We start from the raw sequence: 14,324 nt of genomic DNA on the forward strand, positions 1-14,324 counted from the left end.
CGTCGAGAACTGAACACCGTCGAGAACGGCTGGGACTGCCTTGGCTCCGCGGGGACCTATCATGGGCGTTATCACCCCGAGGAGACCCCATTTCACGCACTCAGCCACCGCGCGCCCGACGGAGAGCGCCCTACGGCACCGCCGCCCTGATCAGCCTCGCGCTGCTCTGCTCCGGCTGCCTGCCCGGCGCCTCAGGTGACCGGGAGGCACCGGCCGGCTCCGCTGCTCCGGCACCGCCGGGTGCATCCTCTCCTTCGCAGGAGGCCTGTGACAACTGCCTGGACGTCGTCGTCACGGGGGACCTGCTGGTCCACCCCCAGCTGTGGGACCAGGCGGCAGCGGACGCCGCGGTCACCGGCAGGATGCCGCTCGATTTTGAACCGCTCCTCGCCGGCCAGCGTCCGTACCTCGAGGCGGCTGACCTTGCGGTGTGCCACCTGGAGACCCCGGTGTCAGACCCGGAGGGGCCCTATACCGGCTACCCGACGTTCAACGTGCCGCCCCAGATCCTCACCGCGGCCAGGGAGGTCGGGTACGACGCCTGCACCTCGGCTAGCAACCACACCCTCGACGCCGGACCCGCAGGAGTGCTGCGCACCCTCGCCGCCCTCGACGCGGCCGGCCTTGACCACACGGGTTCCTATGCCAGCGCCTCAGACGCGGAACAGCCCCTGATCCTCGATACGCCGGACGCGAAGGTCGCCCTCATCGAGGCCACCTACGCCCTCAACGGCCAGATACCCGACCAGCCGTGGCGGGTCGACCTGCTCGACGTCCCGGCGATGGTCGCCAAGGCCCGGGCGGCACGGGAGCAGGGCGCCGACGTCGTCCTTGCAGCCCTCCACGCCGGGGACGAGTACGCCTCCGTGCCCAACGCACAGCAGACCGAGGCCGCTCATGCGCTCGCCGACAGCGGGCTGATCGACTTTATCTACGGGCACCACACGCATTCGGTCCTGCCGATCGAGAAGTACAACGGCACGTGGATCGCCTACGGGCTGGGCAACGCGGTGACCGAACTGTCCCCGGTCTACGACGTGAACAACGAGGGCCTGGCGGTCCGCGCGCGATTCAGCCGGGACGAGACCGGGCAGTGGTCGGTCAGTGACCTCGCCTGGCTTCCGTCCGTCATCGTGTCGAACCCCTACCGGTGGTGCGCGCTGGGCCCGGACCGCCCTGCCGGGTCGTGTTCGACGCCCGGCCACGAGCAGGCGGTCAAGGAGCGCACCCGGTCGGTGGTCGAGTCGCTCGGGGCGGCCGCCGCGGGAGCCCACCCCTGGGATCTCGCTGCAGAGGAAAGAGCGCAGTAGCGGGCACTCTGCCAGCAAGGCACGAACCAGCGGACGCCCGGATGCGCCGGGCGGATTCGCTTATTCGACCGCCGGGCTGTAGCGTTCTTACTACGCCGCGGGGTGGAGCAGTTCGGTAGCTCGCTGGGCTCATAACCCAGAGGTCACAGGTTCAAATCCTGTCCCCGCAACGAAGACAGAAGTCCCGGTCCCGGGTAGGGGCCGGGACTTCTGCGTTAACCGGCCGCAGTATCCTTCCCATGCCTGAACGGCTCCCGCCCCGGCACCTCCCCACGGGCGGTGGAACGAAACGGGTGGGATCGTCCCATTCCGTTGGCACCCTCCTGCCTGCAGTCCGACACTGAATCCCGGAACGCCCGCTCGGGCGCCATAGGTTCAACTGGAGGAAAAAATGCGTGTACTAGTGGCCGGCGCCGGCGGCGCCATCGGACGTCCCATCGTCCGTCACCTCGTCTCCTGGGGTCATGAGGTGTGGGGAATTGCTCGGGCAAACGGGGGCGCCGCGCGCATCGCGGCTGACGGCGCGACGCCGGTTATCGCGGACGTGCTCGACCTGGCGGATGTGACACGCGCGGTCGCGGCCGTGCGGCCCGAGGTCGTGATCGACCAACTCACGGCCCTGCCGCGGCACTACTCGCCGCAGGCGATGCGCGACACCCTCGCCAGCTCCAACGAGGTCCGGGTGCTCGGGGGAGCGAATGTTCAGAAGGCCGCCCTCGCCGCGGGAGCGACACGTTTCATCGCTCAGTCGGGCTCCTACTTCTACCGGCCGGGAGAGGGGCTCGCTGAGGAATCGGAGCCCTTCGTCGCCGACGGACCGCCCCTGGTCGACGGAAGCGCCGCAGCCTTCCTCCAGGTCGAAGACCGGATCCGGTCCCTTCCCGAGGGCACCACCGGGCTCGTCCTTCGGTACGGTTTCTACTATGGCCCGGGAACCTGGTACTCGCCCGACGGCGACATGGGCGAGCAGGCACGGGCCGGGCAGCTGGGCGTGCTTGGCTCCGGTTCCGGGATCTGGTCCTTTGTCCATGTGGACGACGCGGCGGAGTTCACGGCGCGGGTCGCCGTCGAGTCCCAGGCGACCGGGGTGGTGAACGTTACCGACAGCGACCCCCTTCCCATGCGGGACGTCATGCGGACCTTCAGTGCCTTCGCCGGGGGTGTCGAACCGGCCGAGTATCCGATCACCGAGGCGACAGACGCGGACGGGGTGTTCTACGCGACGAAGATGAGGGGTGCGAGCAACCGCCGCGCGCGGGAGGAGTTCGGGTTCAGCCCGCGCCGGCTGGAATGGCTCCGGCCGTAAATCCGGCCCGGAGCGCGTTCGGCCGGCCCCGCCTGCCGTTCCGCAGCCGTGAGGCCGGCGGCACCTCTACCAGCCGCGCTCGAACCACTCCGCGAGGTGCGGCCGCTCGGCGCCCAGCGTCGTCCCCTTCCCATGGCCGGGATGGACCAACGTGTCATCGGGAAGATAGTCGAACACCCGCTCCTTCACGTCGGCGAACAGCGAAGCGAACCGGTCGGCGTCGCCCTGGGTGTTGCCCAGCCCGCCGGGGAAGAGCGAATCGCCCGTGAAAAGGTGCGCCGGGCCCTCCGGGTCGCGGTACAGCAGGGCCACGGAGCCCGGCGTATGTCCGCGGAGGTGGATGGCCTCCAGATCGAACCCGTCGAAGGTGCCGACGTCGCCGTGCTCGAGCGGCACGTCGGTCGGCACCTCGATGGCGGGGACGTCGGCGGCGCCGGCGGCCGTGCGTGCCCCGGTCGCCTCCACGACGGCGGCCAGCGCCCGCACGTGGTCCCAGTGAGAATGCGTCGTAGCCACGAGGACAAGCCGAGCGGCGGCGGGGGTGTCCCGGGCACCCTCCGCCAGCAGGCCGGCGAGGGCGGGCGCATCGTCGGCCGCATCGATCAGCACCTGCTGCCCGGATCCCCGGGCGGTGAGCAGGTACACGTTGTTGTCCATTTCGCCCACCGCGAGCCGGCGGATCACCACTGATGAAAGCTCGGCAAGAATCATGGACCCACCCTAGGCCAGGAGCGGCGGCCCGAACGCTCCGATGGGGGCGGGCTTCACCTTGGGGCGCATAGCGGCCGAGCACCTCAGCCGACGTCCCGTTCGCGGTATTGTGCACGTAACAGGGCCCCGGAGGGGCGGTTCGGCATGCGCGGCACATCAGGGGCCGCCGCGCCCGGCGGAAGGGGCAGCAGTGGAGAGTGAAATACCCGAATGGCTGAAACTCGATCCCTCGAGCCCGTATCCGCCCTATGAGCAGCTGCGCCAGCAGATCGTCGAGGCGGCGAACAGCGGGCGCATTGCCGTCGGCGTGCGCCTGCCCCCGGTGCGGACCCTCGCGGCGCATCTGGGAGTCGCGGCAAACACCGTCGCCCGCGCGTACCGCGAGCTGGAGCGGGCGCAGATCGTGGTGACCCGATCCCGCGCCGGAACGGTGATCGCCGCGGCCGGGGATGAGGCCCGGCGGCGGGCCGCCGAGGGGGCGGCGGATTACGCCCGCATCGTCAAGGCCAGCGGGCTCAAGGAGGACGAAGCCGTGGCCTATCTGCGGGCGGCATTGCGCCGAGCGTGAACCGGTCCGGCGCGTCGCACCGGTGTGGCGCGAATTAAACCGTATTCGAATATGTCTTCGAAGCGGGATTGAATTACAGTGGAACGGTGTCTATAGCCAACTCCCTGGAACAGCACTCTTCTGACCCGTTGATTCCGCACCCTGACCTGTCGCGCCTCGTCGTGAAGGGTGCGCGCGAGCACAACCTCAAGAACGTCGACCTCGACATGCCCCGGGACGCCATCATCGTCTTCACCGGGCTCTCCGGGTCGGGGAAGTCATCCCTCGCCTTCGACACGATCTTCGCCGAGGGCCAGCGCCGGTACGTCGAGTCGCTCTCGGCCTACGCACGCCAGTTCCTGGGCCAGGTGGACAAGCCCGACGTCGACTTCATCGAGGGTCTCTCGCCGGCGGTGTCGATCGACCAGAAGTCCACGAGCAAGAACCCGCGGTCCACCGTGGGCACCATCACCGAGATCTACGACTACATGCGCCTGCTCTGGGCGCGAGTGGGCCGCCCGCACTGCCCCATCTGCGGCGAGCCGGTGGCCAAGCAGACCCCGCAGCAGATTGTCGACCAGCTGCTCGAACTCGACGAGGGAACGCGCTTCCAGATCCTCGCGCCCGTGGTCCGCGGCCGGAAGGGCGAGTTCGTCGACCTGTTTCAGGAACTCTCGGCCAAGGGCTACTCCCGCGCCCGCGTCGACGGCGAACTCATCCAGCTGACCGACCCGCCGAAGCTTGGCAAGCAGTTCAAGCACACCATCGAGGTGGTGATCGACCGCCTCGTGGTCAAGGAGGGCATCTCCCAGCGGCTCACCGATTCGGTCGAGACCGCCCTGAAGCTCGCCGAGGGGCGCGTCCTGGCCGACTTCGTCGACCTGCCCGACGACGACGCCAAGCGGGTCCGGGCGTTCTCGGAGCACCTCGCCTGCCCCAACGAGCACCCGCTGGCCATCGACGAGATCGAGCCGCGGTCCTTCTCTTTCAATAACCCGTTCGGTGCCTGCCCCGTCTGCACCGGCATCGGAACGAAGCTCGAGGTCGACGAGGAACTCGTCGTCCCGAATCCTGACCTCAGCCTCGCCGAAGGCGCCATCGCCCCCTGGTCCCTCGGCACCGCCACCCTCGAATACTGGACCCGGCTCCTCGAAGGACTGGCGAAGGAACTGAACTTCAGCATGGACGTCCCGTGGCGCAAGCTTCCGGACCGTGCCCGCGAGGCGGCCCTGTACGGCAAGGACCACAAAGTGGTGGTGCAGTACCGCAACCGCTTCGGTCGTGAGCGCAAGTACAGCACGGGTTTCGAGGGGGCCGTGCAGTACATTCACCGCAAGCACCTCGAAACCGAGTCGGACCACGCCCGCGACCGGTACGAGGAGTACATGCGGCAGATCCCGTGCCCCGAATGCGGCGGCGCGCGGCTCAACCCGGCGTCACTGTCGGTGCTCATCAACGGCAGGTCCATCGCCGAGGTGGCGGCCATGCCGATGCGCGACTGCAGCGACTTCCTGAACAACCTCGTCCTGACCGGGCGCGAGGCGCAGATCGCCAACCAGGTCCTCAAGGAGATCCAGGCCCGCCTGACCTTCCTGCTCGACGTCGGCCTCGAGTACCTCAACCTCGAGCGCGCCGCCGGAACCCTCTCCGGCGGGGAGGCCCAGCGGATCCGCCTGGCCACCCAGATCGGCTCAGGCCTCGTCGGGGTGCTCTACGTGCTCGACGAGCCCTCGATCGGTCTGCACCAGCGTGACAACCGGCGCCTGATCGAGACCCTGACGCGTCTGCGCAACCTCGGCAACACCCTGATCGTCGTCGAGCACGACGAGGACACCATCCACGAGGCGGACTGGATCGTCGACATCGGCCCCGGCGCCGGTGAACACGGCGGCGAGGTGGTCCACTCCGGCCTGCTCAAGGACCTGCTCACCAACGAGAAGTCAATCACCGGCGACTACCTCTCGGGCCGCCGGAAGATCGAGATCCCGGCCAAGCGCCGGAAGATCGACAGGTCGCGCCAGCTGAAGGTCGTCGGCGCGCGCGAGAACAACCTGAAGAAGCTCGACGTCTCCTTCCCGCTCGGCGTCCTGACAGCGGTCACCGGGGTCAGCGGCTCCGGCAAGTCGACGCTCGTGAACGACATCCTGTACAAGGTGCTCGCGAACAAGCTCAACGGCGCCAAGCAGGTCGCGGGGCGGCACAAGCGCATTGACGGCCTCGACCACCTCGACAAGGTGATCCACGTCGACCAGAGCCCGATCGGACGCACACCACGGTCCAACCCCGCAACCTACACCGGGGTGTTCGACCATATCCGCAAGCTCTTCGCCGAGACCACCGAGGCGAAGGTCCGCGGCTACCTGCCCGGGCGGTTCTCCTTCAACGTCAAGGGCGGGCGCTGCGAGGCCTGCTCCGGTGACGGCACCCTGAAGATCGAGATGAACTTCCTGCCCGACGTCTACGTGCCCTGCGAGGTCTGCCACGGCGCCCGGTACAACCGGGAAACCCTCGAGGTGCACTACAAGGGCAAGACCATCGCCGACGTGCTCGACATGCCGATCGAGGAGGGCGCCGAGTTCTTCGCCGCGTTCAGCCCGATCGCCCGGCACCTGAATACGCTGGTCGAGGTAGGCCTCGGCTACGTCCGGCTGGGCCAGCCCGCCACCACCCTCTCGGGAGGCGAGGCGCAGCGCGTCAAGCTCGCCAGCGAGCTGCAGAAGCGCTCCAACGGCCGCAGCGTGTACGTGCTCGATGAGCCGACCACCGGCCTCCACTTCGAGGACATCCGCAAGCTCCTCCTGGTCCTGCAGGGCCTGGTGGACAAGGGGAACACCGTGATCACGATCGAGCACAACCTCGACGTGATCAAGAGCGCGGACTGGGTGATCGACCTCGGGCCCGACGGCGGCTCCGGCGGCGGCGAGGTCATCGCCACCGGCACCCCGGAGCAGGTGGCGCGCAGCGAGAGGAGCCACACCGGCACCTTCCTCGCGGAGATCCTCCCGGCGTCCTCCTGAACATTCCCCGCGGGGAATAGGAGTGCGGCGGGCGGGGGGCGTTGTGGCAAACTTGCCCGGTGACTAATTCGCAGGCGCTCGTCCTCTTCGATCTCGACGGAACCCTGATCGACCCCGCCGGGTCGATCACCGGAGGCATCGAAGCGGCCCTGCGGGAGCACGGGCTGCCCGTGCCGGACCCGCGCGTGCTCTCGAGCATGGTGGGCCCGGCACTGGTCACCTCGCTGCGGAGCATCGCCGGCGTACCCGAGCACCTCATCGACCCGGTGATGGGCGCCTACCGCGCCGGCTACCGCTCCATCGGCATGGCCCAGAGCCGCCCCTACCCGGGGATCGCCGACTGTGTGCGCGCGCTGCGCGCGGACGGGGCCCGGGTGGCCGTGGCCACCCAGAAGCCGGAGTGGCTCGCCGAGGAACTGCTGACGGCCCAGGGAATGATCGGGCTGTTCGACTCGGTGCACGGGGCACCGCGGGACGAACGCGCCGCTGCTGCACTTCCGGGAAAGAAGCCCATCATCGCTGCGGCGCTGGCGGGACACGCAGGCCGCTACGGCAGCGCGATCATGGTCGGGGACCGCTCGCACGACGTGCTCGGGGCGGCCGATAATGGGCTTGGCTGCGTGGGGGTGTCCTGGGGCTTCGCCGCTCCCGGCGAGCTCGAGGAGGCCGGCGCGATCGCCGTCGTCGACAGCGCAGACAAGCTCCTGGAGGTGCTGCGTGGGAATCTATGACCTCACCCGCAGCACCACGCGCGGCCTCATTGCCGGTCTCTGCCGGCCTACCGTTGAAGGGCTCGGGCATGTCCCCGCCGAGGGTCCGTTCATCGTCGCGGCCAACCACCTCTCCTTCCTCGACAGCGTCCTCATCCAGGCCCTGATGCCGCGCCGGGTGGCGTTCTTCGCGAAGGCCGAGTACTTCACCGGCACCGGCGTCAAGGGGGCGATGATGCGCTCCTTCTTCGAGGGTGTCGGCTCGATTCCGGTGCAGCGGGGCGAACAGGCGGCCAGCGTGCAGGCCCTGAAGACCCTGCTCGACCTGCTCGAGGAGGGCAGCGGCGTCGGCATCTATCCGGAGGGCACCCGGTCCCGCGACGGGCTGCTCTACCGGGGACGGACCGGCGTGGGCTGGCTGGCGCTGACCACCGGAGCGCCGGTGGTCCCGGTGGGCCTGATCGGGACCGAGGCGCTGCAGCCGGCGGGCAGCAACGGCATCCGGCCCCAGCACTTCACCATGAGGATCGGCGCACCCCTGTACTTCGAGAAGACCGGACCGGGCCATCCGCTGCCGGCCCGGCGCAGCGCCACCGACACCATCATGGACTCCATCGCCGCGCTCAGCGGGCAGCAGCGCTCCGCCAGCTACAACAAGGGCGCGCCCGCGGAATAGCGGGCCCCACCGCTCCGCCGCCCGGTGCGCCCGCACCGCAGCACCGGTGCGCGCAGGGCTGAAGCGTCAGGGCCGCCCGGTCAAAGAACATAGGATTGAGCTGTGGCAAACCCAGCAAGCTACCGCCCCAAGGCGGGGGAAATACCCCAGGACCCCGGAGTGTACCGGTTCCGCGACGAGCATGGCCGGGTCGTCTACGTCGGCAAGGCGAAGAACCTGCGCTCCCGCCTCAATTCCTACTTCGCGAACCCGCAGGGGCTGATGCCCCGCACCCGGGCCATGGTCCACACCGCCGCCGGCGTGGAGTGGACGGTCGTGGGAAGCGAACTCGAGGCCCTCCAGCTCGAATACACGTGGATCAAGGAATTCAACCCGCGCTTCAACGTGATGTTCAGGGACGACAAGTCCTACCCGTACCTGGCGGTGACAATGGGGGAGAAGTTCCCCCGAGTGCAGGTGATGCGCGGCGACAAGAAGAAGGACACCCGGTACTTCGGGCCCTTCTACCCCGCGAAGGCCATCCGGGAGACCGTTGACACGCTCCTGCGGGTCTTCCCGGTGCGCACCTGCAGCACCGGCGTCTTCCAGCGTGCCGAACGCTCCGGCCGGCCCTGCCTGATGGGCTACATCGACAAATGCTCGGCGCCCTGCGTCGGGCGGATCTCCCCGGAGGACCACAAGGCCCTCGCCGGAGAGTTCGTGGCATTCATGTCGGGCGAGGCCAAGCGCTTCATCACCGGGCTCGAATCGAAAATGGCCGCCTCGGTCGCCGAACTCGACTACGAAGCCGCGGCACGGACCCGGGACGACATCGCCGCGCTCCGGAGGGTCTTCGAACGCAATACGGTCGTCCTCAGCGAGGACACCGACGCCGATATCTTCGCCCTGACCGAGGACGAGCTCGAGGCCGCGGCGCAGGTCTTCCATGTGCGCGGCGGGCGCATCCGCGGCCAGCGCGGCTGGGTCGTGGAGAAGGTCGAGGACATGGATACCCCCGACCTGGTGGAGCACCTCCTGCAGCAGGTGTACGGCGAGGGCGGAGCCGGCAACGACCGAATTCCACGCGAGGTCCTCGTGCCCGTGATGCCCAGCAATTCCGAGCAGGTCCTTGAGTGGCTGCGCGGACTCCGCGGGGCACGCGTCGACGTGCGGGTACCGGTCCGCGGCGACAAGGCCACCCTGATGGGCACGGTCCAGCAGAACGCCGCGGACTCCCTGCGCCTGCACAAGAGCCGGCGCGCCGGGGACCTTACGACGCGGTCGGCGGCGCTGACCGAACTGCAGGAGGCGCTCGAGCTGCCGCAGCCGCTGATGCGCATCGAATGCTTCGACATCTCCCACGTCTCCGGCACCAATGTCGTCGCCTCCATGGTGGTGGTCGAGGACGGACTGCCGCGCAAGTCGGAATACCGCCGCTTCTCCATCACCGGCGACGCCGCCCGCGACGACACCGCCTCGATGTACGACGTGATCTACCGCCGGTTCCGGAACTACCTCGCCGGCCGCATGCCTGAGGACACCGGCAACGGCACCGGCTCCCCGGCCGACGGGGAAGGCACCGGTTCCCTGGCGGCCCCCGGCGCGGATGACGGGGCGGAGGCCGTTCCGCTGGCGGACACCACGACGGCGACGACGAAGAACCGGTTCGCCTACCCGCCGAACCTGGTCGTCGTCGACGGCGGCCCGCCCCAGGTGGCAGCGGCCTCCCGCGCGCTGGCGGACCTCGGCATCGACGACGTCTTCGTCGTCGGCCTCGCCAAGCGGCTCGAGGAGGTGTGGGTGCCCGGCAGCGACTTCCCCGTCATCCTGCCGCGGGCCTCGGAGGGACTGTTCCTGCTGCAGCGCATCCGGGACGAGGCCCACCGCTTCGCCATCAGCTTCCACCGCCAGAAGCGCGGGAAGTCGATGACCGAATCGGCCCTCGACGGAATCCCGGGGCTTGGGCCGTCGAAGCGCAAGGCCCTGCTGAAGCACTTCGGGTCGGTGAAGAAGCTAAAGGCCGCCTCGGTGGAGGACCTGCTGGAGGTCCCGGGCATCGGTCCGGCCATGGCCGAAGCCATCCGGAACGGGCTGGCCGGCGGGGCGGTGCAGGACGCTGCTCCCGCTGTGAACCTGACCACGGGCGAGATCCTCGATTCTTAGCTAGGCTGAGGACGGCGCCCGCTGCCTGCGGCGCAGCATATCCGCACCACCTACGCCGGAACGGACGCATACATGACTGAGGCTGACAGCCTGACCCCGGTCAAACCCACCGAATCGGAGCTGCTGGTCGTCACAGGCATGTCGGGTGCCGGACGCAGCACGGCGGCTCACGCGCTTGAGGACCACGGCTGGTACGTCGTCGAGAACCTGCCGCCGCAGATGCTCGGGACGCTGACCGAGCTGGTGGCCCGCATGCCCCAGTCCATCCCGAAGCTCGCCGTGGTGATCGATGTGCGGAGCAAGAAGCTGTTCAACGACATCAAGGCCGCCCTCGCCGCGCTGCGTGCGGCCGGGGTCAACTACCGCGTGCTCTTCCTTGACGCCGACGACGCCGAACTGGTCCGCCGGTTCGAACAGGGCAGGCGCCCCCACCCCCTGCAGGGCGACGGCCGGATCCTTGACGGCATCGCCGCCGAACGGGACGTGCTCAAGGAGGTGAAGTACGCTTCCGACATCGTGGTGGACACGACCGACTTCAATGTCCACGCGCTGGCCACCGCCGTCACCGAACTCTTTTCGGAGTCCGGGCCGATCGTGCTGCGGCTCAATGTGCTGAGCTTCGGCTTCAAGTACGGCCTCCCCGTCGACGCGAACTTTGTGGCCGACGTCCGGTTCATCCCCAACCCCCACTGGGTGCCGCAGCTCCGCCCGCAGACCGGGCTCGATGAGCCCGTGCGGGAGTACGTGCTGGGTGCCGCCGGCGCCGCGGACTTCGTCAGCCGCTACGTGAACGCCCTGATCCCGGTGCTCGACGGCTACCGCCGCGAGAACAAGCACTACGCCACGATCGCGGTCGGCTGCACGGGAGGCAAGCACCGCTCCGTTGCGGTGACCGAGGAGATCGCCCAGCGGCTCGCCCAGCTGCCCGGGGTGCAGGTGGCCTCCCACCACCGGGACCTGGGGCGGGAATAGTGGCACTGTTTTCGGGGCCGCTGCCCCTGATCCCTGTTCCGACGGCGAACCGGCGCGACGGGGAGCCGGTGGAGAAGACGCCCTCGGTGGTGGCGCTCGGCGGCGGCCACGGGCTGTCCGCCTCGCTGTCCGCGCTGCGCCTGCTGACCCAGGACCTCACCGCCGTGGTCACCGTCGCCGACGACGGCGGGTCCTCCGGCCGGCTGCGCAGGGAACTTGGGGTGCTTCCGCCCGGGGACCTGCGGATGGCGCTTGCCGCCCTGTGTGATGACACGGACTGGGGCCGCACCTGGCGCGACGTCATGCAGCACCGCTTCACCTCAACCGAGGGCGTCGACGGCTCGCTCGATAACCACGCGCTGGGAAACCTGCTCATCGTGACCCTCTGGGAGCTGCTCGGCGACCCAGTGGCGGGCCTGCAGTGGGCCGGAGCGCTGCTGGGGGCCCGCGGCAAGGTCGTGCCGATGGCCAGCGTGCCCCTGACCATCGAGGGGGATATCCTCACCGAGTCCGGGGGAGGGCTGCGGGTGAAGACCATCGTCGGGCAGGCCCAGCTGGCGGTCGCCGCCGAGGGCGGGAATGTCAGCAACGTCCGGCTGCTCCCGGAGGCGGCGCCGGCCTGCAAGGACGCCCTCGAGGCGATCGAACTGGCCGACTGGGTGATCCTCGGCCCGGGCTCCTGGTACACCTCGGTGCTGCCGCACCTGCTGCTTCCCGAGCTCCGTGACGCGCTCTGCCGCACCTCCGCCAAACGGTGCCTGACGATGAATATGACGAATGACACCAAGGAGACCCAGGGCATGACCGCCGTGGACCACCTCGCCGTGATCAAGCGCTACGCGCCGGAGTTCACCGTGGACGTCGTGCTGGCCGATCCTGCGGTCGTGGGAGACCGTGCCCAGTTCGAGGCGGCGGTCGCCGGGATGGGGGGCCGGGCCGTTCTGGGTAAAGTGGGTTCTTCAACCGGAAAACCCGTCCATGATCCGCTTCGTCTCGCAACGGCGTACAAAGACATGTTTGGGGAGAACTAGGAGTGAACTGGTGGCGCTGACTGCGGACGTCAAAGAGGAGCTCTCGCACCTCGAAGTTAAAAAGTCCTCGGTACGCAAGGCCGAGGTGTCCGCCCTGTTGCGGTTCGCCGGCGGGCTGCACATCATTTCGGGCCGGATCGTGATCGAAGCGGAGGTCGACCTCGCGTCGACGGCACGCCGGGTCCGCTCGGCCATTGCCGAGGTCTACGGGCACAACAGCGAAATCATCGTTGTGTCCGGCGGCGGCCTGCGCCGCGGCAACCGCTACGTGGTTCGGGTGGTGCGCGACGGTGAGTCCCTCGCCCGTCAGACGGGCCTGCTCGATACCCGCGGCAGGCCCGTGCGCGGGCTGCCCTCCGCCGTCGTCAACGGTTCCGCGGCCGACGCCGAGGCCGTCTGGCGCGGCGCGTTCCTGGCACACGGGTCCCTGACCGAGCCGGGCCGCTCGTCCTCCCTCGAGGTGACCTGCCCGGGCCCGGAATCCGCGCTGGCCCTCGTGGGCGCCGCCCGCCGCCTCGGCATCGCCGCCAAGGCGCGGGAGGTCCGGGGCGTGGACCGCGTGGTGATCCGCGACGGGGACACCATTGCGGCGCTGCTCACCCGCATGGGCGCCCACGACGCCCTCATGGTGTGGGAGGAACGGCGGATGCGGAAGGAGGTCCGTGCCACGGCGAACCGGCTGGCGAACTTCGACGACGCCAACCTGCGCCGGTCCGCGCAGGCAGCGGTGGCCGCCGGGGCCCGCGTGGAGCGGGCGCTCGAGATCCTCGGCGAGTCCGTCCCGGAGCACCTCCGGTACGCGGGGGAGCTGCGGGTCGGCCACAAGCAGGCAAGCCTCGACGAACTCGGCCGGCTCGCCGACCCTCCGATGACGAAGGACGCCATCGCGGGCAGGATCCGCCGGCTGCTGGCCATGGCCGACAAGCGGGCGCAGGAGATCGGGATTCCGGGAACCGACGCCAATGTCACCGCCGACATGCTGGACGAGTGAATCGTTGCATAGGATGGGAGGGCAAGCCTGCCGCTTCGGCGGCGGGACCACGGCGGTTCTTCTCCGGCCTTCACCGGCCCGGAAGCGGCCCCGGAAAGGTACACCATTAGATGGAGGAAATTCGTGAGCCAGTACATGCTGCCCGACCTTGATTATGATTATGCGGCCCTTGAACCGCATATCTCCGCGCGGATTATGGAGCTGCACCACAGCAAGCACCACGCCACCTATGTCAAGGGTGCCAACGACGCGCTGGCACAGCTGGCGGAGGCCCGCGAAAAGGGTGAATTTGGGAATATTCCCAAGCTGTCGAAGGACCTGGCCTTCCACCTTGGCGGCCACACCAACCACTCGATCTTCTGGAAGAACCTCTCCCCGGACGGAGGGGACCTCCCCACCGGTGAGCTGGCTGCCGCACTCGACGACGCGTTCGGTTCCTTCGAGGCTTTCCGCAGCCACTTCAACGCCGCCGCCATCAGCCTTCAGGGCTCCGGCTGGGCGGTCCTCGCCTACGAGCCGCTCGGCGGCAACATTGTGATCGAGCAGCTCTACGATCAGCAGGGCAACGTTCCGGTCGGAACCATTCCGCTGCTCATGCTCGACATGTGGGAGCACGCCTTCTACCTCGACTACGTGAATGTCAAGGCCGATTACGTCAAGGCCTTCTGGAATATCGTGAACTGGACCGACGTCGCGGCACGGTTTGACCGCGCCCGGTCCGGCGCATCGAGCCTGGTCGTCCCCGGCGTCTAACGCCCGGTTGCGTTCCGCCTGTGCCCGCCCCTGCGGGTCGGGCACGCGCGTCGGGGTGGGGGCGCAGGCCCCCGCCCCGACGCACCGCAGAACCTGATGGACCGAAAAGGATCATCGGACCCGCACAACGGCGTGCAGCGCAAGCAGCTGCCGGACCG

Annotated in this window: 12 protein-coding genes and 1 tRNA gene; 12 read left to right on the forward strand and 1 reads right to left on the reverse strand. The window is 68.9% G+C overall.

Translation table 11 applies throughout. The annotated features are described in order from the left end of the window. Positions 1–320 precede the first annotated feature (320 nt). From GVV86_RS02440 to GVV86_RS02450, 3 genes are all read left to right on the forward strand, one after another. Positions 321–1,310 (forward strand): CapA family protein, encoded by a 990-nt coding sequence (locus GVV86_RS02440; RefSeq protein ID WP_425513916.1) that lies wholly within the window; start codon positions 321–323, stop codon positions 1,308–1,310. Positions 1,311–1,406: 96 nt separating this feature from the next. After that, positions 1,407–1,480: transfer RNA gene (locus GVV86_RS02445), tRNA-Met, on the forward strand. Between the two features lie 221 nt (positions 1,481–1,701). Then, complete coding sequence (locus GVV86_RS02450; protein ID WP_159801243.1) at positions 1,702–2,616, forward strand: NAD-dependent epimerase/dehydratase family protein; 915 nt, start codon at positions 1,702–1,704, stop codon at positions 2,614–2,616. Positions 2,617–2,682: 66 nt separating this feature from the next. Here the strand turns inward: GVV86_RS02450 and GVV86_RS02455 are convergent, their stop codons facing one another. Further along, on the reverse strand, positions 2,683–3,327 hold the full coding sequence (locus GVV86_RS02455) for an MBL fold metallo-hydrolase (RefSeq protein WP_159801245.1): 645 nt from the start codon (positions 3,325–3,327) through the stop codon (positions 2,683–2,685). A gap of 190 nt (positions 3,328–3,517) precedes the next feature. Here GVV86_RS02455 and GVV86_RS02460 point away from each other — a divergent pair, with 190 nt between their 5' ends. The 9 genes from GVV86_RS02460 to GVV86_RS02500 all read left to right on the forward strand — a co-directional run bounded on the left by GVV86_RS02460 (position 3,518) and on the right by GVV86_RS02500 (position 14,166). Then, positions 3,518–3,895: a GntR family transcriptional regulator gene (locus tag GVV86_RS02460; RefSeq protein ID WP_246199612.1), complete on the forward strand. Its 378-nt coding sequence runs from the start codon at positions 3,518–3,520 to the stop codon at positions 3,893–3,895. An 86-nt stretch (positions 3,896–3,981) separates the two neighbouring features. Further along, positions 3,982–6,891 (forward strand): excinuclease ABC subunit UvrA, encoded by a 2,910-nt coding sequence (uvrA, locus tag GVV86_RS02465; RefSeq protein WP_159801247.1) that lies wholly within the window; start codon positions 3,982–3,984, stop codon positions 6,889–6,891. 59 nt (positions 6,892–6,950) lie between these two features. Continuing rightward, entirely contained in the window at positions 6,951–7,622 is a 672-nt protein-coding gene (locus GVV86_RS02470) for an HAD hydrolase-like protein (RefSeq protein WP_159801249.1), read from the forward strand. After that, complete coding sequence (locus GVV86_RS02475) at positions 7,609–8,277, forward strand: lysophospholipid acyltransferase family protein (RefSeq protein WP_159801251.1); 669 nt, start codon at positions 7,609–7,611, stop codon at positions 8,275–8,277. The genes GVV86_RS02470 and GVV86_RS02475 overlap by 14 nt, the downstream gene beginning before the upstream one ends. 102 nt (positions 8,278–8,379) lie before the next feature. Further along, the gene (uvrC, locus tag GVV86_RS02480; protein WP_159801253.1) at positions 8,380–10,419 is read left to right on the forward strand and encodes an excinuclease ABC subunit UvrC; all 2,040 of its coding nucleotides are present in this window, start codon (positions 8,380–8,382) and stop codon (positions 10,417–10,419) included. Between the two features lie 72 nt (positions 10,420–10,491). Beyond that, complete coding sequence (rapZ, locus tag GVV86_RS02485) at positions 10,492–11,391, forward strand: RNase adapter RapZ (protein WP_159616352.1); 900 nt, start codon at positions 10,492–10,494, stop codon at positions 11,389–11,391. After that, a complete protein-coding gene (locus GVV86_RS02490; RefSeq protein WP_159616353.1) occupies positions 11,391–12,422 on the forward strand; it encodes a gluconeogenesis factor YvcK family protein in 1,032 nt (343 codons plus the stop codon). Before rapZ ends, GVV86_RS02490 begins: the two co-directional genes overlap by 1 nt. Before the next feature lie 10 nt (positions 12,423–12,432). Next, complete coding sequence (whiA, locus tag GVV86_RS02495) at positions 12,433–13,413, forward strand: DNA-binding protein WhiA (RefSeq protein ID WP_120168237.1); 981 nt, start codon at positions 12,433–12,435, stop codon at positions 13,411–13,413. A gap of 123 nt (positions 13,414–13,536) precedes the next feature. Then, positions 13,537–14,166: a superoxide dismutase gene (locus tag GVV86_RS02500; RefSeq protein WP_159616354.1), complete on the forward strand. Its 630-nt coding sequence runs from the start codon at positions 13,537–13,539 to the stop codon at positions 14,164–14,166. Positions 14,167–14,324 lie beyond the last annotated feature (158 nt).

It is taken from the genome of Arthrobacter zhaoguopingii (assembly GCF_009828595.1).
GTDB classification, from domain to species: Bacteria; Actinomycetota; Actinomycetes; order Actinomycetales; family Micrococcaceae; genus Arthrobacter_D; species Arthrobacter_D zhaoguopingii.